The 20,741-nt window shown below is 42.0% G+C and carries 18 protein-coding genes; 16 read left to right on the top strand and 2 right to left on the bottom strand.

Annotation, left to right across the window (positions count from 1 at the left end):
• Positions 1–40 precede the first annotated feature (40 nt).
• The 15 genes from nrdR to JKP71_RS00375 all read left to right on the top strand — a co-directional run bounded on the left by nrdR (position 41) and on the right by JKP71_RS00375 (position 18,654).
• Complete coding sequence (gene nrdR / locus JKP71_RS00305) at positions 41–487, top strand: transcriptional regulator NrdR (RefSeq protein ID WP_075525057.1); 447 nt, start codon at positions 41–43, stop codon at positions 485–487.
• 58 nt (positions 488–545) lie between these two features.
• The gene (locus JKP71_RS00310) at positions 546–1,739 is read left to right on the top strand and encodes a DnaD domain protein (protein WP_200406608.1); all 1,194 of its coding nucleotides are present in this window, start codon (positions 546–548) and stop codon (positions 1,737–1,739) included.
• A gap of 91 nt (positions 1,740–1,830) precedes the next feature.
• Positions 1,831–2,712: a primosomal protein DnaI gene (gene dnaI, locus JKP71_RS00315; RefSeq protein WP_075525055.1), complete on the top strand. Its 882-nt coding sequence runs from the start codon at positions 1,831–1,833 to the stop codon at positions 2,710–2,712.
• A complete protein-coding gene (locus JKP71_RS00320) occupies positions 2,705–3,427 on the top strand; it encodes an NADPH-dependent oxidoreductase (protein ID WP_200406609.1) in 723 nt (240 codons plus the stop codon). The genes dnaI and JKP71_RS00320 overlap by 8 nt, the downstream gene beginning before the upstream one ends.
• On the top strand, positions 3,424–4,050 hold the full coding sequence (locus JKP71_RS00325; protein WP_373298577.1) for a pentapeptide repeat-containing protein: 627 nt from the start codon (positions 3,424–3,426) through the stop codon (positions 4,048–4,050). The genes JKP71_RS00320 and JKP71_RS00325 overlap by 4 nt, the downstream gene beginning before the upstream one ends.
• A 93-nt stretch (positions 4,051–4,143) precedes the next feature.
• Positions 4,144–5,454 carry a ribosome biogenesis GTPase Der gene (gene der, locus JKP71_RS00330; protein WP_075525053.1) on the top strand — a complete coding sequence of 437 codons (1,311 nt, stop codon included), beginning with the start codon at positions 4,144–4,146 and terminating at the stop codon, positions 5,452–5,454.
• A gap of 111 nt (positions 5,455–5,565) precedes the next feature.
• Positions 5,566–6,414 (top strand): Rgg/GadR/MutR family transcriptional regulator, encoded by an 849-nt coding sequence (locus JKP71_RS00335; RefSeq protein WP_200406611.1) that lies wholly within the window; start codon positions 5,566–5,568, stop codon positions 6,412–6,414.
• Positions 6,415–6,636: 222 nt separating this feature from the next.
• Positions 6,637–7,752, top strand: coding sequence for a WxLIP family cell surface protein (locus JKP71_RS00340; RefSeq protein ID WP_200406612.1), 1,116 nt, complete (start codon positions 6,637–6,639; stop codon positions 7,750–7,752).
• Between the two features lie 135 nt (positions 7,753–7,887).
• Positions 7,888–8,184 (top strand): EF2685/EF0750 family sortase-dependent surface protein, encoded by a 297-nt coding sequence (locus tag JKP71_RS00345; protein ID WP_200406613.1) that lies wholly within the window; start codon positions 7,888–7,890, stop codon positions 8,182–8,184.
• 30 nt (positions 8,185–8,214) lie between these two features.
• On the top strand, positions 8,215–8,913 hold the full coding sequence (locus tag JKP71_RS00350; RefSeq protein ID WP_200406614.1) for a WxL domain-containing protein: 699 nt from the start codon (positions 8,215–8,217) through the stop codon (positions 8,911–8,913).
• Positions 8,914–8,986: 73 nt separating this feature from the next.
• Positions 8,987–12,415, top strand: a complete 3,429-nt coding sequence (locus tag JKP71_RS00355) for a beta strand repeat-containing protein (RefSeq protein ID WP_200406615.1) — start codon at positions 8,987–8,989, stop codon at positions 12,413–12,415.
• 229 nt (positions 12,416–12,644) lie between these two features.
• Entirely contained in the window at positions 12,645–14,231 is a 1,587-nt protein-coding gene (locus JKP71_RS00360; RefSeq protein WP_200406616.1) for a SpaH/EbpB family LPXTG-anchored major pilin, read from the top strand.
• 49 nt (positions 14,232–14,280) lie between these two features.
• Entirely contained in the window at positions 14,281–15,135 is an 855-nt protein-coding gene (locus JKP71_RS00365) for a class C sortase (RefSeq protein WP_234446095.1), read from the top strand.
• Positions 15,132–15,824, top strand: a complete 693-nt coding sequence (locus tag JKP71_RS00370) for a pilin N-terminal domain-containing protein (protein ID WP_200406618.1) — start codon at positions 15,132–15,134, stop codon at positions 15,822–15,824. The genes JKP71_RS00365 and JKP71_RS00370 overlap by 4 nt, the downstream gene beginning before the upstream one ends.
• 1 nt (position 15,825) lies before the next feature.
• The gene (locus tag JKP71_RS00375) at positions 15,826–18,654 is read left to right on the top strand and encodes a lectin-like domain-containing protein (protein ID WP_200406619.1); all 2,829 of its coding nucleotides are present in this window, start codon (positions 15,826–15,828) and stop codon (positions 18,652–18,654) included.
• A 64-nt stretch (positions 18,655–18,718) separates the two neighbouring features.
• On the opposite strand, the gene JKP71_RS00380 is transcribed toward JKP71_RS00375, so the two are convergent.
• Positions 18,719–19,417, bottom strand: coding sequence for an LrgB family protein (locus JKP71_RS00380; RefSeq protein ID WP_075525047.1), 699 nt, complete (start codon positions 19,415–19,417; stop codon positions 18,719–18,721).
• A 54-nt stretch (positions 19,418–19,471) separates the two neighbouring features.
• The gene (locus JKP71_RS00385; protein WP_075525046.1) at positions 19,472–19,867 is read right to left on the bottom strand and encodes a CidA/LrgA family protein; all 396 of its coding nucleotides are present in this window, start codon (positions 19,865–19,867) and stop codon (positions 19,472–19,474) included.
• 309 nt (positions 19,868–20,176) lie between these two features.
• Between JKP71_RS00385 and rimP the strand changes: the two genes are divergently transcribed.
• Positions 20,177–20,650: a ribosome maturation factor RimP gene (gene rimP / locus JKP71_RS00390; RefSeq protein WP_075525045.1), complete on the top strand. Its 474-nt coding sequence runs from the start codon at positions 20,177–20,179 to the stop codon at positions 20,648–20,650.
• Positions 20,651–20,741 lie beyond the last annotated feature (91 nt).

The raw sequence follows: 20,741 nt of genomic DNA on the forward strand, positions 1-20,741 counted from the left end.
AAACTCATAGTTGAGTTAAAGAGATTAAAGGAGAATAGATATGAGATGTCCGAAGTGTTCTTCTGAGGATTCAAAAGTAGTGGATTCTAGACAGGCTGAAGAAGCAATCCGTCGTCGCCGGGTCTGTGAATCTTGCGGTTTTCGCTTTACGACTTTTGAGCGAATTGAAGAAATGCCCCTTTTAGTCATTAAAAAAGATGATAAGCGTGAACCTTTTAACCGTGATAAAATCGTGCGTGGCTTGGTTCGTTCAGCTTATAAGCGTCCTGTTTCGAGTGAAGATATTGAACAGGTCGTCGCTAATGTAGAACGCAAAATCCGCCAACTTGACAGTAATGAAGTTCAATCTGACACCATTGGTGAATTTGTAATGGAGGAATTAGCAAAACTTGATGACATCACCTATATCCGTTTTGCAAGTGTTTACCGTTCTTTCAAAGACGTCAGTGAATTAGAAGAACTTTTAAAAAATATTACCAACAAATAAGTTACTGACCAGGCTATAAGTAGCCTAAAATTTTAAAAAATGAAAAAATGAGGTAGAAATGAGAGCAGGAGATTCATTTACGATGGTCAATCGTGGCAAGACAAGCTTTGATGCGGAGACTTTTCGACTGCTCTATTTACCCATTATTGGTACTGATGCCTTTGCCCTTTATCAATTGATGTTGAGTTTCTCCACAGGACGTATTTCGCATTTTCTAGAATATCTTAATATTGGTTTGAACCCTTTTGTTGAGGCCTTAAATAAATTAACGGGACTTAGCTTGGTTCATGTCTACGATGACCACACGCGGCTTTACTTTAAGGTAGAAAGCCCTCTTAATTTTGAAGAGTTTTTAGCCGATGAGTTTTATCGTCAACTTTTGATTTCTAAAATTGGTGAAAATCGCGTTTCTGGCCTTTCCAAAACAATGGAGCCCAAAGGGAAAGAGGTTTCTAAGAAATTTCATGAAATCTACAAAGTTTCATTCAACCAACCTGATGAACCTCAAGGACAAGGTGCTCATGCCAATAATAACTTTGATATGGGTGCTTTTCAGAGTTTAATGACGCGCCAAGGTTTGCATTTTAATGATGAAAATAAAGAAGTGCTAGCCCTTTATGCTCTCGCCGAAAAATTTGAACTCAATTGGTATGAGTTGTTCAAATTAGCAGAGCAGACCGCCAATGCTGATAAGTCTTTAAATGTTAGTCAGCTAACACATCGCCTCTCGGCAGCACATGAGCCTCAACGTCCCCTTTCAGAATTTCCAAAAGCTTTTGCTGACTTGATTGTGACCAGTAAAGCTCATGAGCCAGAAGCTTTCCTTAAACAAATTAAAGCTCAGGCTGGTGGATTTGTAAGTAATGATGAACGGAAGATTCTTGCTCATCTTTCACGGCAAAATCTTGTGCCTGAGGTGCAAAATATCCTGATTCATTATGTATTGGTGCAACAAAAAAATGCCACCTTATCGTCAAGTTTTGTGAATACATTAGCTAATGACTGGATGCGCCACAAAGTCTTTACTGCAGAAAAAGCGGTGGAGCGTATTATGGAACGCAATGAAGGGGCAAAAGCAAAAGCTGCGCAAGCAGCAGCAGCTCAGGCGGCCAAACGCCCAGCAAAACTTAAAAAAGAAGCTCCCAAATGGTCTAATCCCAACTATGAAAACAAAACAAGCCAAGAACAATTGGCAAAACTTGAAAAAATCCGACTAGAATCACTCAAAAAATTAAAAGGTGAGACAGAGTAAGTCAGCAAAACAGCTGAAGGGTAAGGATTTTCTCAGGCTATGATGCCTGATCACTCGGAGCAATAAACAGTAAAAAAAGGAGCACATGACGATGGAATCTATCGGTGATATTTTGGGTAAGCGCCACGATATTCGTGAAAACTTTGAAAAATTAGTAGCAGAAGTCCTGAAGAATTCTGATGTGCAAGCCTTCATTGCTGAGCACCACATGAGTTCAGATGAGATCCAACGCTCTTATTCAAAATTTTATGAGTACGTTCGGGAAAAAGAAAAGTTTGAGTTGGGAGAAAAACGAGCTGCAGATGGCTACGAGCCTGTGCTTATCATGAATCACGGCTATGCCGATGTTTCTTATCAAACCACAGCTGAGCTTGCTCAACAACAAGCGGCTCAAAATTTGTTGCGACGTGTAAATGTAATTGGCCTTCCAAAAGAACTTAAACAAGTGACCTTAGCTGATATCGCCTTGGACGATGTTCAACGCATTGAGCCTTATCAGACTTTGGTGGATTTTATTACCAACTATCCTGAACGAAAAGGTCTTTACCTCTACGGTGATTTTGGTGTAGGTAAATCCTTTATGTTAGCGGCGATGGCCAACGAACTTGCAAAAAAAGGTATTTCGACTACTTTACTTCATTATCCAACGTTCATCTCAGACCTAGATTTTGACAATGCGAAGGTTTGGGTTAATGAAATTAAAGTCAGTCCTGTCTTGGTTTTGGATGATATTGGGGCAGAGCAAAATAATGCCTGGGTTCGGGATAGTATACTACAAGTCATCTTACAACATCGGATGCAAGAAAATCTTCCTACCTTTTTCACCTCCAATTTGAAAATGGATGAACTGGAGCAGCACTTGGCCGAAACAAGAAAGGCTGAAGAGGTTTGGCCTGCCAAGCGAGTTATGGAACGGATAAAATATTTAGCTCAAGAAATGCGACTAGAAGGAGAAAATAGACGCCATGACTGAAATAAATGAAACCATTGATTTAATGATGAACCATACATCAGTCAGAAACTTTACTGACGAAGCCATCAGTAAAGAAGAGTTACAAACCATCCTAAAAGCTGGTCAAATGGCCTCCACTTGGAAAAATTTTCAATCGTATTCGATTATAGTGGTGCAGTCCCAAGCACAAAAAGACGCGATTTATCAGTACCAGCCCCAAAAAGCAATTAAAAATTGTGCAGCCTATCTGGTTTTTGTTGGCGACCTCAATCGCGCAGAAAAAGCAGTGCAACTCCACGGAGCAACCTTTCAACCCGCAGGGATCGAAAGTTTGCTCATCTCTTCTGTTGACGCAGCAACTGCGGGGCAAAATGTTCTTTTGGCAGCGGAATCTCTGGGCTATAATGGGGTGATGGTTGGCTTGATTCGTGACCAATCGGCACAAATTTCAGAAGTACTTGACTTACCTGACTACACTTATCCAATTTTTGGAATTGCGATAGGCAAGGCTGCACGGTTAAATAAAGTGAAACCACGTTTTCCATTAGAAAGCATCGCTTTTCCTGAGCGGTACATAGAGCAGGATGATCAAACGATAAAACAATTTGACCAAGTACAAGAAGAATACGCGGGTACGCGTCGGCTTAACAAATGGTCAGAACGTGTAGTGGAACAGTGGGGCAAACCCGAAATTCCTTCATCTACTGAAAATCTAAAGGCAAAAAAATTATTGTGAAACCCATGAAAATCAACGCGCCCAAACTTCCCCTCACTTATCAACCCGTCAGTCCGCAAGACTTTGCGGATGGTGAGATTTATCAAGCTCAATTTAGCGGGGAAAATTTAAAGCTATCGACACGGACTCTCTTCTCAGCTTGTTATTTCAAAAATACAACCTTTGAATTTACTGACGGAGCGGTCAGTGAGTTTACAGATTGCCTTTTTGAAAAATGTGACCTGTCCAATCTTTCTCTGGCAAAAGTCGGCTTCTACCGCTGTCATTTTCAGTCCTCCAAATTGTTGGGTACAGACTTTACAGGGGCGCATTTTCAAGAGGTTCAGTTTACTGAGAATCTGTTGCGTTATGCTAATTTTTCAGGAAGTACTTTAAAAAATGTACGTTTTCTAGAGAACGAAGCCACCGAAACCTTCTTCACTGCCTGTACGTTCAAAAGAGTCGACATGCTGCATAATCAACTAAATGCAGCTAATTTTTGGGAAACCGACTTGTCGGGAATAGATTTTTCATCCAATCACTTTGAAACCTTAGAACTTACGCCACACTTAGCTAAAAATATCAAAATTAATCTGAGCCAAGCTCCCTTTTTTACCAGTTTGTTTGGCATCGAGATTGTTTAAATGATCCTAAAAAGAAGCCCGTAATCAAGCGAGGACTTCCATTTCCCTTCTGTCTTTGCTACTGAAGGGAGCATTGAAAGAGAGAAATAAAAAATGAGTTTACCAACTGTAGCCATCGTTGGCCGTCCAAATGTCGGCAAATCAACGATTTTCAACCGTATCGCCGGAGAGCGTATCTCAATTGTTGAAGATATTCCCGGAGTAACCCGTGACCGGATCTATGCCACTGGTGAATGGTTAACCCGTAAATTTAACATCATTGACACAGGAGGGATTGAACTCTCTGATGAACCCTTCATGACTGAAATCAGAGCTCAAGCTGAAATCGCTATGAACGAAGCCGATGTCATCATCGCTGTTGTTGATGGCGAAACAGGTATTACAGATGCGGATGAAGCCGTAGCAAACATTCTTTACCGGACAGATAAACCCGTCATCCTTGTTGTCAATAAGGTGGATAATCCTGAGCGTCGCATGGAAATTTTCGAATTTTATTCGTTAGGTTTGGGCGATCCTTACCCCGTTTCCGCAGTTCACGGGATTGGGACAGGGGATGTATTGGATGCTATTGTCCAAAGCCTGCCACAAGAAGTGGAAGAAGAAAATGAAGATGTCATCAAATTCAGTCTGATTGGTCGACCAAATGTCGGAAAATCCTCCCTTATCAATGCTATTCTTGGTGAAGATCGTGTTATTGCCAGTCCTATAGCTGGAACAACCCGTGATGCGATTGATACGCACTTTACCGACAGTGAAGGACAAGAATTTGTCATGATTGACACAGCAGGAATGCGTAAATCAGGGAAGATTTACGAGAATACTGAAAAGTACTCAGTCATGCGTGCCATGCGTGCGATTGACCGCTCTGATATTGTCTTAATGGTCATTAATGCTGAAGAAGGTATCCGTGAATATGATATGCGGATTGCTGGATTTGCCCATGAAGCCGGTAAAGGGATTCTTATTGTTGTCAACAAATGGGATACTTTAGAGAAAGATAACGATACCATGAAAAACTTTGAGCTTGAAATTCGTACCAAGTTCAAATTCTTAGATTATGCACCGATCGTCTACGTCTCAGCAAAAACTGGTCAACGACTTAACAAATTACCAGATATGATTAAAGAAATCCATCATGCTCAAAACCTGCGCATTTCAAGTTCTGTTTTGAATGACGTCATTATGGATGCCGTAGCGATCAACCCTACACCGACTGATAAAGGAAAACGATTGAAGATTTTCTATGCGACTCAAGTAGCGATTAAACCGCCAACTTTTGTTGTCTTCGTTAACGAAGAAGAGCTGATGCACTTCTCTTACCTTCGATTTTTGGAAAATCAAATTCGTAAGGCCTTCGTCTTTGAAGGGACACCAATTCATTTAATCGCACGTAAGCGTAAATAAGAAAGCACCTTCGGGTGTCTTTTTTTATACAAAAGGATATCATGAGAGTTGCAATTCATTACGAACTGAAATATAATAGGACTAAATTCAAATGATAGAAAGTGTGATGTTATGGTTTACGCTAGATATGGAAAAACCTTTCATAATCTCCGCATTCAACATGCCCTCTCCCTCTCAGATTTTAAAGACTTAGGCATTTCTAAAGCTGCTCTCTCCAACTTTGAAAATGGTAAAAGCATGATTGGCTTTGACCGCTTAGATTTTGCGCTGCAAAAAATGAACACTTCCTTATACGATTATAGTCTTATTATTAATGACGGGCAGCAAGATGATTATATCAGCCTTTTTACTGATATTGAGCATGCTTATTATGCCAATAATACAAAAGTATTGCAAAACATCTATGAGAACTATGTCTCACAAGAAGAAGAGTACCAACTCATCGCCTACGCAGCAAAAGGACTCTACGCTCAACTGTGCAAAGAAGAAATATCACATTTGGAACGTTACCTCAAAGGCATTCAGTACTGGGGACTCTATGAACTTTCTTTACTAGCCAACATTGGTCATCGGCTCAGTCCAGAATTCATTGAGTATCTGATTACGACGCTCTTCTCAAATCCTACAGCTTATGCCAAAACACTATACTACCGAGTCTTACTCCAACGCTTTCTCTACAAAATGGTTCTCGCTTATTGCGACCGAGGTCAATCTTTAACAGCACAAATGCTCCTTGAAAAGTCTGAACAACTTTTCATGCCAGGTGACATCTTAGATCGAGTCAAACGGAGTTTCGCAAAATCCTATTATACCCACACCTTTGTTGATCCCCAAAAAGGAAAAAAAGAAATGCTTGAACTCTTGCGTTGCCTTTTAAAGATTGGGGCGACTGAAGTTCATGCCACCCTAAAGCGTGAATACACAAGAAAAATGGCTCAAAAAAATCGTTCAGAAAAATGAACGATTTTTTTTTTTTTTTTTGAATTCTAAATATTACGATAAAAAAGAAAGCGCATAAGAGAGCACCTCTAAAAAAGACTCAACTTTTAAGGCAAACTTTACCATGTTACAAAATGAGAAAAATTTCTTCTTTGACATAAAACACATTTTTAAAACACTAGCGAAACATAATTGTAACTGATATAATAAAAGTACAAAAAAGAGAGGAAGAAGGAGGACATTTTGAAGACGAAAAAAATAATCATCACAAGTTTGTCTGTCATTTCTTTTCTGCTCCCCATAACAAAGGTTGCACATGCTGACAGCGCAAACTTTTCAGTCACCCCAACCATTGGACAAAACCAAATAGGAACTAATGTCGGTTATTTTAACCTTCTTTTAAAGCCCAACCAGACCCAAAAACTGGACTTCACGCTATATAACAACGCCAGCCAAACCATTAAAATCAAGACCACCTTTGGGACAGCTTTTACCAGCCAGTCAGGCTCCGTCGGTTACACGCCAGATTTGGTCAAACCTGACCCCTCGCTAAAGCTTAACCTTAAAGATTATGTCAAGCTCCCAAAGACTGTGACCATCCCCGCCAAAAGTACTGCAAAAGTGACGGCAACAGTCACCAGTCCAGCTACCTCCTTTCAAGGAGTGATTGCCGGAGGCTTCAACTTTGAAGACGTCAACGATACGACCAATGCCAGTCAAAAAAGCGGCATCTCTATTACCAACAGATACCGTTATGTCATTGGTCTCGTTCTCCAAAACAGTGAAAAAAAGATTGCACCGACCCTTTCCTTAGTAAAAGTTGCACCAGATCAAGTCAATGGACGAAATGTCATTGCCGCAAAACTCACTAACGCAGCGCCTGCTTACCTCATGCAAATGAACATCAGTGCTGTCGTGACGAAATCTGATGATGCATCAATCAAATATACTTATAACAATGCCGCGATGGAGATGGCACCCAACTCTAACTTTAGTCTTGCCATCCCCGTTTCACTTCAAGGTGTCTTGAACGGACAAAGCTCTCAACCGCTCAAACCTGGAAAATACCACTTGAAAATGACCGTCTATGGCGCTAAGGATGCTAAGGGTCAGTATGAGACCATGGTCAATGATCAAGTCACGAAATACGATTACAGATGGATTTTTGATAAAGACTTTACGATTACGCAAGCAAAAGCAAATACTTTAAATGCCAAGGATGCGACCGTAACGCAAAAGTCAAAAGTCGACTGGTTACTCATCGTCGGCTTCATAATCATCATTCTTCTGCTGTTGATTATTATCTTTCTTCTCTTCAAGCGTCGTAAAAAAGACGACGTCCCTCAAGAAAAAGAATAGAGCAAGCAGGGAAAGGCAAAAGAAGATTTAGGGAACAAGGAGAGTCGCTTGCTATGCTTCGGGATGAAGATTAGACTTGGTTTAATCTTTATCCCGAAGCGTAGCAATGCGGCTTCAAAGAAAGGAGAAGCATGAGTGAAAAAAATCATTGTTGTGGTCTTGCTCTTATTTGTAGTAGGACATCCGCCACGAGCAGATGCCAATACAACAGATAAGGTGATGACTAAAGCAACGGTGACGTTTATCGCGAACCCTAATTTGCCTAAACCTCCCGCTCCAGGACTTCCACCAGGGAATTCTCCCTATGAAGTCATCACCCCCACAGGGATGCTCCCCAAAACTGGAGCAACGCAAAACAACACCATCCCTGCTGGAACAGCTCTAATTCTATTAGCGACACTGCTCTACCTCATCAAAAAAAGAGCAAGCTAAATATTTTCTTAAAAAAAGGAAGGAAGATCAATGAAAAAAGGATTTACATACTCCGCTGCAGCTTTGACTGCTTTGACACTTGTTGCTACTGCCGCTCCAGCATTTGCTGACACTGCAACAGGTGCAGTAACCACACCCGGTGCCACATCCAGCACAACACAATGGACTTCAAACACTGGGGTAACCTTTACCGCACCAACTCCAACAACACCGCTCCCACCAATCACCATCCCTACTGAACCACCAACAACCATCACGCCTCAACCCGGTGCTTTGGCACTTGATTATGCGAGTGATTTGGACTTTGGAGTTCACCAAGTAGATGGGAGCACAACGGATTTCACTGCAGGTACAGCAACAGATGGTTCGAGTAACTCACAAGCTTCTCCACTGGTGACTTGGCATGACTTAGATGGGACACAAACCAACTATACCATCTCTGCTCAAGCATCAGGACTTTCTGGTTTGAACAGCTCAACGATCACTTTGGGTTCAGCTTCGTTCTCAAACATCAGTGGTAACGGTGCAACCGATACAAGCTCATTGGGCGATGTAGCAAGCAGCCACACGCTCACGACTCAACCACAAACCCTTGTATCCTCTACCGGTGCAGTCTCTGGTTACTATGCAGATAAGTTTTCAAAAGCAACCTTGTCTGTACCTGTTTCCGACCAAGCAGCGGGCAACCATAAAGGAACCATCACTTGGAACTTAACAGTAGCTCCTTAAAAAACAGCAGAAAAGAATGAGTTAGGGGGTTCTTCTATTTAAGAAGGCCCCTAACTTTTAGAGAGGAAGCAAGATGGCAAATGTAAAACACTTACTTAAAAAGTCCCTAACAATAGGCAGCAGCGCCTTACTTTTAGTAAGTACCTTGTTGCCAACTCTAGGAATATTCCCTGCACAAAATGTAAAAGCTGCGACATTAGGGGGACAAGCCCTGACTTCTGGAGGTTCTTTTGATACCGGGGCTCATAACTGGTCGGATACGACTTTATCCGCCGCCATAAATAACACGGCGAGTTGGAATAGTTTAGGGACAACACAAGTTGCTGGTAACTGGTTTAACTTAACTCAAAACGCTAAAAACCAAGCAGGCTATGCGATTTTTAAAGCAGCGATGGATATGTCGAATACGACATCAATCTCTGGTGTCTTTCGGACTCAAATCATTAATCCTATCGTGGGTCAGGACTATACTATGGCTGGCGATGCAGTTGGTTTTCTCTTAACCCCAGCAAATACAGCACAGGTTAATACCAACTCAAGCACCCCTTCAAAAAATACGCGACCTGTGAATTTTCCAACAGGTGCTGGTCTTGGGATTGGGGGACTTCAAGGCTCAGTCTTTGCAGGACGGGATTTGTATTACAACGCCTCATCTGGTTTGTTAGATGATGCAACGCAAGATATTGATGGGATAGACCAATGGTTTGGTCAATCTCCCGGCCCTATCTATGCCTCTGTCATACGGACAACTTATGACTACGCTAGCAAATCAATCGTAACCAATGATAGTCGGACACTGCTTGACCAAGCGGCTGGAAACCTTATTCCCGATGCGACTGGAACTTATAATAATGGTTCTACCTATCCTATCAGTAAGTGGCAAGGGAGCTCCTATCTCGGTGCTGGCTTGAATGGGATTGTTCCTTACACCAAACAAACAGAAGATGAACAAGTCACGATGACGTGGACGCCCGATAGTCCAGGCACAACAGCTGCTAAAATCTCAGGAACACTGACCTACTATGCACAAGCATTGAACTCTGACGGCTCTGTCAATACAGGTGCGGGCTCTGCAACAGTGACCCAAAAATTGACTCTACCACGCTCCATGTCTATCGGAGCTTTCGGTGGGACAGGAAATAACTACGGAAATATCTCTTTCTCAAACAATACAAGTAAAATCACAGGAAACCGTGGGACAGCTCCTGTCCAAGTCAACTACATTAACTCTGTCACGAAACAAAAAGTAGCCAGCTATACCAGCTCATCTATCACAGCCAATGTCGGAGACCATATCCAAGTCACTCAACCTGGCGGAGCAACAGCCTCCCAAGGTGGTGTACCTGGGCTCTATACTTTCTCTGCCCCAACCATCCCAGCAGGATTTAATCAAACGTGGAGTGCAGCCAATGGTAATAAAGTGACCTATGGCGGAACATTCAACAGCAGTGGTGTCCTGACAGGAGACAGCAGCAGTGACCCAAATAACGACACTTCGGGGACAGCTTCAACGCAGTACCTCACCGTGACCAACTATGACACATCAAACGGAGCAAATAATCCTAACCAAATAAACGTGTACTACGTGCCAACGGCACAGTCGGCTTGGTTTACTTACGGACATGCATTTAATACCCAAAGTACCGCAGTAAATCCGACAACTTATCCAGCAACGCCAGCACCTCAAACTGGGGTAACAGGCACCGCCATCACTTCGCCAACCTCGATTCCAGTGATGACAGCAGGCTATCACTATGCCGGGGTCAAGTATTATGACTCAAAAGCGGCACAAAATCGTGTTTTCTGGACAAATAGCGCTCTAGGTTGGACAAGTCCAACAGCCAACATTGCCCCAAGCACAAGTACTGCAGGCTATTACACGGGTTACTCCGATATCTCTGCCGCAATGGCAGCAGCCATCAAAGACGCCAATGCTGAAAATGGGGGCATGATTCCCGTCTCATTGACCAATCAGCCCGCTAATGAACTGGCAGGATTTGGCTCAGGAACTCCAAACGTGTTCTTGATGTATTATGAAGCGGATAAAATCACCGCTAACTTTACTTTTGCTTGGTCTGGCGGTACAGCTCCAGCAAATGCCCCAACTTTGCCAAGTAACAGCTCAGTGTCAGGGGCATATACCACAACCATCACTGGCGCACCGACTTACACTGCACCGACCGGTTATACCACCAGCGTTGTTGTGTCCGCAAACGGTGCAACTGTAGGGACATACAGTACACTTGCGACTGCTTTAGCGGCCAATTCAAAATATGTCGGAACCACAGCTAAGCCAATGACCTTTGCGGTCACAGTATCCGCCAATCAAAATCAAGTCAACTTTAATTACAGTTGGGCTAAAGGAACACCGGGGGCGACAGATGCAGGTGCAACGACGGCAAACCCTGGAAAGCTCCAAGGAAGTCTTCCTGCAAATAGCACCGTGACAGCGGGGACAGGAGCAGCTTTGACGACGCTGGCAGCCAACTGGCTACCCGCAGGTTATGGCGTCCAATCCGTAGCAACACCTGATGGCAATACCTATACTAGCTTTAGCTATTCTGGCACCACCCTTACTTTGACAGGGAAAGATACCTCAGGTAATGCCGTGACCAAGACCGCTACTGTATCAAGCGCACCAAATGATTTGTATCTGGCAGCGCGTGCTGTTTACCCAACGGTTTCAAGTGCAGCAGTGCAAAACTGGTCGATTGTCTTAAATGCCTTGACTCAAAGTCCAACTTTGCAAGTCAACTTTACGTCAGCAGGTTCTGGCGTGACTGTACCAGCTGGCTTTACCCTGCCCTTCCAAGATGCCTCAGGGAATACCTACACAGGAATGACAGGGGCTCCGATCCCAAGTAGTGTGGTGACAGCGACCGAAAATGCCTTAAAAGCCAAAGTCTCTGGAAGTGCTTATAATAACTGGTATCTTGCACACTATACTGATCCAAATGGAAACTATGATCAAAATGCAACGACTACTGCACTTGCTAATGTCGTAGCCCTTGCTGGTGGGAATCTCCTGGGTACTTCAAACAAGTACACTGCACAGTACGATTACCAAGGCGTGGTTTCCTTCTCTTGTCCAAGCTTGATTGATTTTGGAAGCCATCTCATCAGTGGGACCACCCAAAATCTGACAGGCAGCATGAAGGATAGCAACAATAACCCTCAAGGGGTTGTAGTCAACGATGCGCGTGCGATTCCGACCAATGGAAGTCTTTCATGGACGATGAGTGTTGCACAGACAAAAGACATCACAAGCACCAGTGTCTTAGGTCTCAGCTTTTCTGATAGCTTGTTAACGTTCAATGGAACGCCAATGACGCTTAATAATCCAGTTACCGTAGGTTCTGACAATGCGTCAACAACAGGTAAGATCACAACCGTTCTACCAGCAAACAGCACCGCCTTCAAACTGAGCGCACCAACAGCACTCCAAGTGCCGGGCGCCAAATATCAAGGTGAAGTCACTTGGATTTTACAGAGTGCTCCCTAGGGGAAGCTGAAAGCTTTTAAAGTCAGATGGTTTTCCATCTGACTTTTTTTGAATAGAGTATTTAGACAGATTCCTTATTTTGTCCAAATAAAAAGTAAAATATCTGGTATAAAACCTAAGAAACATTTATAATAATAACGTAATAATAAAGAAGAAATGTAAATATAGTTTAAAGAATACATGTGTAAGTAATCTGATTTTAATCTGTATTTAGTAAAAGAGGACTCCAATGACCCATTCCAATCTATCACTTTCCTTCAAGACGCTCTCCTTACTGACAGTCGCAGTATTTGGTACAAGTCTTGCAACAGGGATAACAGGCCATGCTGCCACTACTTTACCAGATAGCTCGATACCTCGAGCTGTGACAATCCATGCCTTACAAGGCAATCCTAGCACTAACCAGACAGGTACGGTCAACGATGGTACTGAGCAGACAGTGACAGGTACGCCCTTACAAAATGTGACTTATACTGCAACCCTAATCACCCCAACAGGTTCAGCAGCTGATATGGCTGTCAGTGATTCTTCAACCTATACTGTAGGAAGTACTGTGGTCACAGGGAAAACAGGGAGCGATGGGACAGTTGAGTTACCTATCACCACAGATGGCTATTACCTTCTTCATCAGGTTTCAACGGTCAATGGCGTAGCTTCTATGCAAGATGCTATTGTTCAGGTGCCTCTCAATTCTACTGCAACTCAAGCAGTAGATGGTTGGCTATATGATATCAATGTTTATCCTAAAACAGACCTCTCGCAAGACAATGCGGTCAATAAAACGGTTGAAGTTGGCGATAATGTTTTAGATGACCAGACAGGGACAGCTAAACAAGCGACTGTTTTTGCAGGGAGCGATGTTACCTGGAACTTAAGCTCAGCTTTTTCTGACTCCCTCGTGACAGATGATGGAGTTGTCGGTTCCTTTGAAGTGTCTGATACACTCAATAGTAACTTGATCTATAAAGCCATTCATTTCATGGTAGGTAACGCCCCAATCAATCTGTCTGAAGGAGCGGACTATAGTTTGTCTACTACTGATGGAAAAATTGATTTACAACTCACAAAAACAGGAATCCAAAAAGTTAAGGCTGCAAAGACGAGTGCCTCAGATCCTTTCGTTATCAATCTCACGACGAGTGTAGCCAATGATTATAAATATGGGCAAATCGGGAATAGTTATTCCACAAGTATCAAAAATGCTTATGGCGTGGATTTAAGTAACAAAACTGTAGCTGATGCACCTAGTCAACTCCCTGGTGATTCTAATAAAACTACCGATGTACCAGAAGTCTATCTAGGGGCATTGAAAATTAAAAAGATTGACTCTGTTTCTAAAACGCCTCTTGCTGGTGCTACTTTCAAGTTGATCAAGGCAGAATCAGCTTCTGTTGCACAAGCGCTGGCTGATTCTGGTGAGGTTACAGCAACTTCAACTGCAAGTTACGTACAGAATCCCACTACTGGTAGTGATTATAGTCTGACAACGGGAGCTGATGGGGAGATTGAGTTCGATGGTCTGGCCTTGACTGATAGCAACAGTGTATCTGGGGCAACTTCGAGTGCTAATACGCATTATTATGCGATTGAAACACAGGCTCCAAAAGGCTACAATCGACCAACCGCAGTGGTTGACGTGACGGCTTCAATTGATCCCACTACTACAAAGGTTGAGGTATCTAACAACTTGGATGGTTCGAATATAAAATTACCATTTACGGGTGGGCAAGGTCTGGTAGGCATCTTGGTGATTGCTGCAGTAGCTGGTACTTCCTCTATCGTGATTCGTCGGCGCAAAGGTTCAAAAAAAGCTTAAAAATGTATCAAATGAGAGATAAAAAGGAACGAGGGACTGGACTTTGAAGATGAAAAAGGAGTCGTCGACAAAGAAAGGAAAGCGTTCCTTTCGTGATGTTTTGAGCTTATTTTTTGCCTTGGTTGCAATTGGTGCTCTTTTTTATCCTCTCCTTGCAAACACACTCGTTGCACATAAGACTACAGCGATTATCACTAAATATCATCAAGTAGCCGCAAAATTAGATAGAGAAAAGATGAATGAAATGCTCACGAATGCTCGAGCTTATAACGAATATATTTATGATATGAGTCAGCATCTGCCCTATCGGGGCATTAAGTTGTCTTATGAGACGTTATTAAAGCTTGATCAATCCGGATTAATGGGAGATATTTCTATCCCACAGATCAAGGTGAGCAACGTTCCAATCTACCACGGGGACGCCGAAAGCACATTAGCTCTTGGGGTGGGGCATCTTGAAAATACCAGCCTTCCGATTGGTGGTGTCAATACCCATACGGTACTGACTGCCCACTCTGGTCGTGTAAATAACACACTGTTTACCAATTTGGATAAGTTAAAACTTGGCGATGTTTTTTACATTGATTGTCTCAACCTAAAGTTGAAATATAAAATTAAAACAATCAAGATTGTGGAACCTAATGATGTCTCCACACTAAGCGTTCAAAAGGGGAAAGATTTAGCCACCTTGGTGACTTGTTACCCCACAGGTATCAACAGTCAGCGGTTATTGGTCACTGGTCAGCGGGTTTCCTTAAAAGAGAAAGATGTCCAAGAAGAAATTCAACGCAATCCGTATGGTTATGACTTTTGGGTATTACTAGGCTCCGCTGTTTTTGCTGGCCTAGGAGGTGTGTATCTCATTATCAAAATAATAAAGAGAAGAAAAAAGGGGGAAAATTGAATAAAGTAGGAAAGATTATCGTTCGATTTTTTCTTATTGGTTTTATTATGAGTAGTACGGTGTCTGCTATTCAGGTAGAGGCCAACGCTCAACTGGGAGAAAGTCATCAGCAAGAGGTGATAATTACTAAATATGCTTTAAATCGAACATCAGTCTCCACTTTAAAAGCGGCTGGTTTAAAGCTTAACAATATCAGCTTATCGTCTGATGAAGAAGCGTTATCTCCTGTGCCGAATATTATCTACCAGTTTCAGCAAATTGTCCCAGCTCACGTCGGGGCGGCTATCAGTTTGAAGGGTGAGTCAACCTACAAAAAAGTAGGGAAAGAGCTGACTCTTGTTACTAATAGTGATGGGATAGCAACGTGTATGCTAAGAGATGGTGTTTATATTATTTCGGAAGTTGCAAATCCAAGAGAAAACTTAAGACGACCAGCAGTACCTGTATTAATCCGTCTTCCTGTGGAAAATTTATCCAAAAAGGGATATTTGGACAAGGTCTATCTTTACCCAAAGTCAAGTGTGGATCCAGTCTCATCTCAAAAAGCAGTAGCGGTAAAAACAAGAACGAATCATACTTTACCAGAGACTGGTGATACCACTTCAAAGTTAAGTAACGTGTTCATGGGGTGCATCTGTTTTGGATTTGCAATAATAGTTTTGAAGGAAAAAAGAGGAGGGAGAAATTAAGATGAAAAAAAGAAGGTCACAACGATCTGAAGGGTTTTTGTTGATACTCTCTCTTTTTACTTTAATGCTTATTTCGGCTTGTAGTGCAAGGATAAACGTTTTCGCCTCTACCATCAACAATGTTACGGTAAATGCAAGTAATTTCCAAAATTATTTTTCGTGGAATGCCAATCATGGGACATGGAGTAATGCCGTGACGACTAATGGTACGGCAAAAACGGGGGCTTATGACTACAATGCAACGACTGGTATCGGTACAGCTACCTTAACAACTGATAACGTCAATCAAAGTGGTATTGTTGCTTTGACCGCTCTCCAGATGGATATGACCCAACCAATAAAACTGAGTTTAAAACTTAACATGGGAAACTTAGGCGGTGCTGATGGTGTATCCTTTGGGTTTTATCCCGGTAATGCGGGGCAAACTGGTGCAGGTGGAGCAGACTCAGGGATTGGTGGTTTGCGCGGTGCCTTTGGTTGGACAGTGGATCCTTGGAAAAATACCTATACCATCCCAACCACGCTTCCAGCGACAGGTGTAACGAGTACAACAGCTGATCCCTCTTATACTTTGGGAGATGGGGTAAGTGCTAGTAATGATAACAAACTCTATGGAGGAGACCCTGCAAGCTTAAACACAGGGAGTAGTGCCATAGGAGGCTGGTCTTATGCCAATGCCAATCCAATGTATGATGCACCGAACAGTACGATGTCTGGGAATAATGGCATTATTGCCCCTAAAACATCTTATAATCGAACAGATAGTCCCCAACAATTGATTTCTGATTTGGCAGATGGGACTTTTCGTCCTCTGACGCTGATTTATAATCCGGGTACAGGGAGTGTTCCTGCAAATGAGGGGACATTAGAGGTTCAGTATGGGGGTGCCACAACAGCTAGTACAACAACAGCAATTTCTTATTCATCAACAGATCCCAGTGTGAGCGGAATCACTGCTATTTCTCCTACTAGTGGTGTTACTAACTTTAAACAAAGCACAGCGACCAAAAGTTTTACTTATACCTTAGGAAATACAACTACCACAGGGACTTACACCCCTGGCACGGCCACAGTTAATAAAAAAACAGTAACGGTTTATCGAATAGAAAAAGGGACGAGTACCACAACGACTAAAGCACCTTATGATTGGTCAATCCCTATTACGACGTTGGAAGATTTGGCTGGAGTATCGACCACGGATAGTTCTGGAAAGAAAAGTTACCCAAGTTCTCTTTCGTTTTTTATGACTGGAAGTACTGGTGGAGCTATAAATTTACAGCAAGTTCAAATTCCACAGGATAGTTTTGTGAATTTTAATGCGGTACAAAATACGGTAACTACAAACTATATCGATACTAATGGTAATCCGATTGCACCTAAGGTGACAACAACAGGTGTAGTTGGATCAGACACATATCTCACAAGCCCCCTATCCCCCGTTCCTACGGGTTATGATTATGTAGGACTTGCTAATGCGACAAATAATAGCGCTAAAATCGTCAGTGATGCTGCCACAGGATTATATTCTCAAAATAATTTAAATATCTATTACGTTTATAAAGTCAAGCAGGAAAAAGCAACCGTGACTTATGTGGATGATTCGATTGATGCTACAGGAAAAGATCCTAAAAGTATCATTCAGCAAGATACTATCACTGGAGATTTCTCTTCACAAGCGAGCTACACAACTTCCAGTGTGATTAGTAGCCTCAAGGCGAAAGGTTATTGGACAGATAGTGTCTATGATGAGTTTGATGGGTTTACAGCGGCGAATACAACAAATGGTGTATTTAATCAAGATAACGTTGTGCAGAATTTTATCGTGCATATGACAAAAGTGACTTATACGACAAGTCTGAGTCTATCCACAGAAAAGGTGAATTTTGTTGATGCACTTGGAAATGCTTTACCCTGGTATGCTGGCTCAGATGGTTTGCCTTTACATAGTACAGATACAGCGGGTGCGACTTTGAAAACTACTCCTTGGGTTTGGCAGGTTGCTTTTTTAAAGGTTTCTAATAATCAAACTGGTCAAGTGAGTTATTATTATTCGACAACATATAATTCGCAAACTATTCCAGATTTGGTGGGAGGTGTTCCAACAGGAGCAGGCTGGACCATGCAAGAAGGCTTACCGAGTCCAAGCTTTCAAGCACCTTATATTGCAGGTTATAACTGGACAAGTTCTGATGCACCGGGAAATGTTGATTTTGATCAACCTATTCAGCCTTATCAATTTCATGGAAAAGATAGTCCAGAAAATGTGACTTACACCCTTGTTTATAATGGAGTGTTTAGCTTTTCAAACCGTCAAGAAAAAACAATCACAGAAACTATAAACTATCTAGATCAGACCAGTAAGAAACCTTTGGGCGATGCTGTTATACAAAACAAAGTGATCACTTTTGAAACGGTGAAAGATGCGACTGGAAGTTCAAAAGTTTATTATTATAAGGGAGTAGGGCAGCCAGCAGTAGACAACCATCCTTATCATACGGATGGTTCAGTTAATACTGATTGGGCGTTATGGACTTCGGGTGTGGCTTCTTTTGAGGCACAAAGTCATCCTAGTTCATTGACTTATGAGGTGATTGGTGCTGATGGTGTAAATGCAACAGCGCCTTATCTTACGGAGGATAAAACAGAAGTAACCTCACAAGCGATTGATAAAAATTGTGATGATGTGGTGGTTAATGTTTATTTTGCTTATCATGGAGCAAATATTCAAATGCCACATGCTGGTGGTCTTGGCTTGTTCTATGTGATAGGCATTGCTTTGTTTAGTCTATTGATGAGCCTTACGTTGCGCCATCTGAAAAAGAAAAGATGACAAGAAAAAAATACCAAAACTGTTCTTGGTATTTTTTTATGATTGATTATAAACATGAATGTTGCTAGTAGCCTAAAATGAGATGGGCAATCAGTGGCGCAAAGATAACATACATAATCCCTGTCACACCGATACTGAGCGCTGCCATAGCACCTTGGGTTTTGCCGAGCTCAATAGCTGTTCCTGTGCCAACAGCGTGACCTGTGCCACCTAGGGCAATCCCCTGTGCAACGGGGTCTTTGATGTGGAATAATTTGAGAAGAGGCCCTCCAAGGACACTCGTAAGAATCCCCGTAGCCACAACAACGACGACGGTGATTTGTTCTACACCGTGCATTTTATCTGAGATTCCCATTGCCATTGCAGTGGTGACTGACTTAGGAAAAATTGAGAGACTCGCTAATTTTGAGAGGCCAAAAAACTTGGCACAAAGGGCAGTGAAAATAGTATTGATGAGCGCTGCCGCCGCAATGGAGATAATAATTGAGCGGGCATGATGCTTCATCAGGTGGAAGGTTTTATAAAGGGGAATACCCAAGGCCACGGTACTTGGGCCGATGAGGTCATTGATGATAGAACCTCCTACATAGTAATTTTTGTAGGGAATATGCGCGAGACTGAGGATTAAAATAATGACGACGGTCGCAAAGAGAAGAGGATTGGTCCAAGGTTTTTGAATATTTTCGTTGATACGTACGCCAATCATAAAGACAAGGACAGTAAGGACAAACCCAAACAGGGGGTCAGAAGTAATGGTGTTCATTTTTTCTCCGTGTAAAAGGGGGTAATTAAAAGTAAAGTGTTAAGTTCAAGCTATTTAGTCAGGATCGCTAGAAGAAGCTTCGGGATTGAGAGCGACATAATCTCCTTCAAATTTAACCTTGATCCATTCCACTAGTTTTCCAAGAATGAGGATATTGATAATAAGTGCACCAATAACAATCAATAAAATTTGAGCCCAAAAGTGACTAATGAGGTTCCATTTGGCCATAATTCCCACACCTGCAGGAAGAAATAGGATGGTCATGTTGTTGATGAGGAAACTTCCGGCCTCGTCCACATGTCGAAATTCGAGGAGTTTAAACTGAAGGGCAAGAAAAAGTAAAATCATGCCAATGATTGATCCTGGAATTGGGAGATGAAAAAGGGTGGAGATCACATTTCCGATAAAACTAAAACCGAAAATGATTAATAATTGCATGTAAATTTTCATAGTAGTTAACTCCCTGAAATTAATAAGAACTGATTTTCATAACAGTTTTTATTGTACTCCTTGATTCAGCGTTTTTCAAGGCTGAGCTGATAGAATCTTTTGTTTTCAAAATCCATTGAATGCTAAAAAAATTTGCCTAAAGCAAGGGAGAAAAAAGCTTAAAAGTTTTCTTGACTTTTTTCCAAATCGTGGTATAATGAATATAAATAAACTATTAGAAAGGAGCGTTCAAAAGAACGCTCCTTCTCTTGTGTGTTTTTGAAGGTAGAGCTTGCTTGAGCTTTTATCTTTTAAGAAAGGAGATCGTAAATGAATGATGTCGTAGAAATCGTTGAAGATTTCATTGCGCCCCATATTCCTGAACCTTTTAAGCTTTTTGCGGTAGAGTGGGAAAAATTTGGGGGCGATATGATGCTTTCAATCTTGGTAGACAAAGAAGGGGGGATTGAAATTGATGAAACAGCAGAGTTGAGTGAATTGATTTCCCCGCTATTGGATACGATCAGTCCAGATCCTTTTCCAACAGAAGGCTATATGTTGGAAGTAGCAAGTCCTGGGGCAGAACGTCCTTTACGGAAAGCAGAACATTATCAAGGCGCTGTGGGAGAGTATGTCTTTGTGAAACTTTATCAAAAGATTGACAACGCTAAAGAGTATGCTGGGGATTTGATTAGCTTTGATGGCACAACCTTGGTTTTGGATGTTTTGGATAAAACTCGGCATAAAAAGGTAGAAATTCCGTTATCTGCTGTTGCCAAAGCCCAAACGATGGTTAAATTTTAGAATTTAGCTTGAAAAAGTTACTGACAGAGCTGTCAGTAATGCCATTCACCTTTTATTGAAATAAAATTAAATTTTCTTAAGAAAGAAAGAG

The organism is Lactococcus taiwanensis (assembly GCF_014905395.1).
Classification (GTDB): Bacteria; Bacillota; Bacilli; order Lactobacillales; family Streptococcaceae; genus Lactococcus; species Lactococcus taiwanensis.

Bases quoted from the DNA above. Each gene is read 5' to 3' on its own strand.
- dnaI (WP_075525055.1), top strand. From the start codon at position 1,831: ATGGAATCTATCGGTGATATTTTGGGTAAGCGCCACGATATTCGTGAA.
- JKP71_RS00385 (WP_075525046.1), bottom strand. From the start codon at position 19,867: ATGAAAATTTACATGCAATTATTAATCATTTTCGGTTTTAGTTTTATC.
- JKP71_RS00380 (WP_075525047.1), bottom strand. From the start codon at position 19,417: ATGAACACCATTACTTCTGACCCCCTGTTTGGGTTTGTCCTTACTGTC.
- nrdR (WP_075525057.1), top strand. From the start codon at position 41: ATGAGATGTCCGAAGTGTTCTTCTGAGGATTCAAAAGTAGTGGATTCT.
- JKP71_RS00320 (WP_200406609.1), top strand. From the start codon at position 2,705: ATGACTGAAATAAATGAAACCATTGATTTAATGATGAACCATACATCA.
- JKP71_RS00355 (WP_200406615.1), top strand. From the start codon at position 8,987: ATGGCAAATGTAAAACACTTACTTAAAAAGTCCCTAACAATAGGCAGC.
- JKP71_RS00360 (WP_200406616.1), top strand. From the start codon at position 12,645: ATGACCCATTCCAATCTATCACTTTCCTTCAAGACGCTCTCCTTACTG.
- JKP71_RS00335 (WP_200406611.1), top strand. From the start codon at position 5,566: ATGGTTTACGCTAGATATGGAAAAACCTTTCATAATCTCCGCATTCAA.
- der (WP_075525053.1), top strand. From the start codon at position 4,144: ATGAGTTTACCAACTGTAGCCATCGTTGGCCGTCCAAATGTCGGCAAA.
- JKP71_RS00375 (WP_200406619.1), top strand. From the start codon at position 15,826: ATGAAAAAAAGAAGGTCACAACGATCTGAAGGGTTTTTGTTGATACTC.
- JKP71_RS00310 (WP_200406608.1), top strand. From the start codon at position 546: ATGAGAGCAGGAGATTCATTTACGATGGTCAATCGTGGCAAGACAAGC.
- rimP (WP_075525045.1), top strand. From the start codon at position 20,177: ATGAATGATGTCGTAGAAATCGTTGAAGATTTCATTGCGCCCCATATT.
- JKP71_RS00365 (WP_234446095.1), top strand. From the start codon at position 14,281: ATGAAAAAGGAGTCGTCGACAAAGAAAGGAAAGCGTTCCTTTCGTGAT.
- JKP71_RS00350 (WP_200406614.1), top strand. From the start codon at position 8,215: ATGAAAAAAGGATTTACATACTCCGCTGCAGCTTTGACTGCTTTGACA.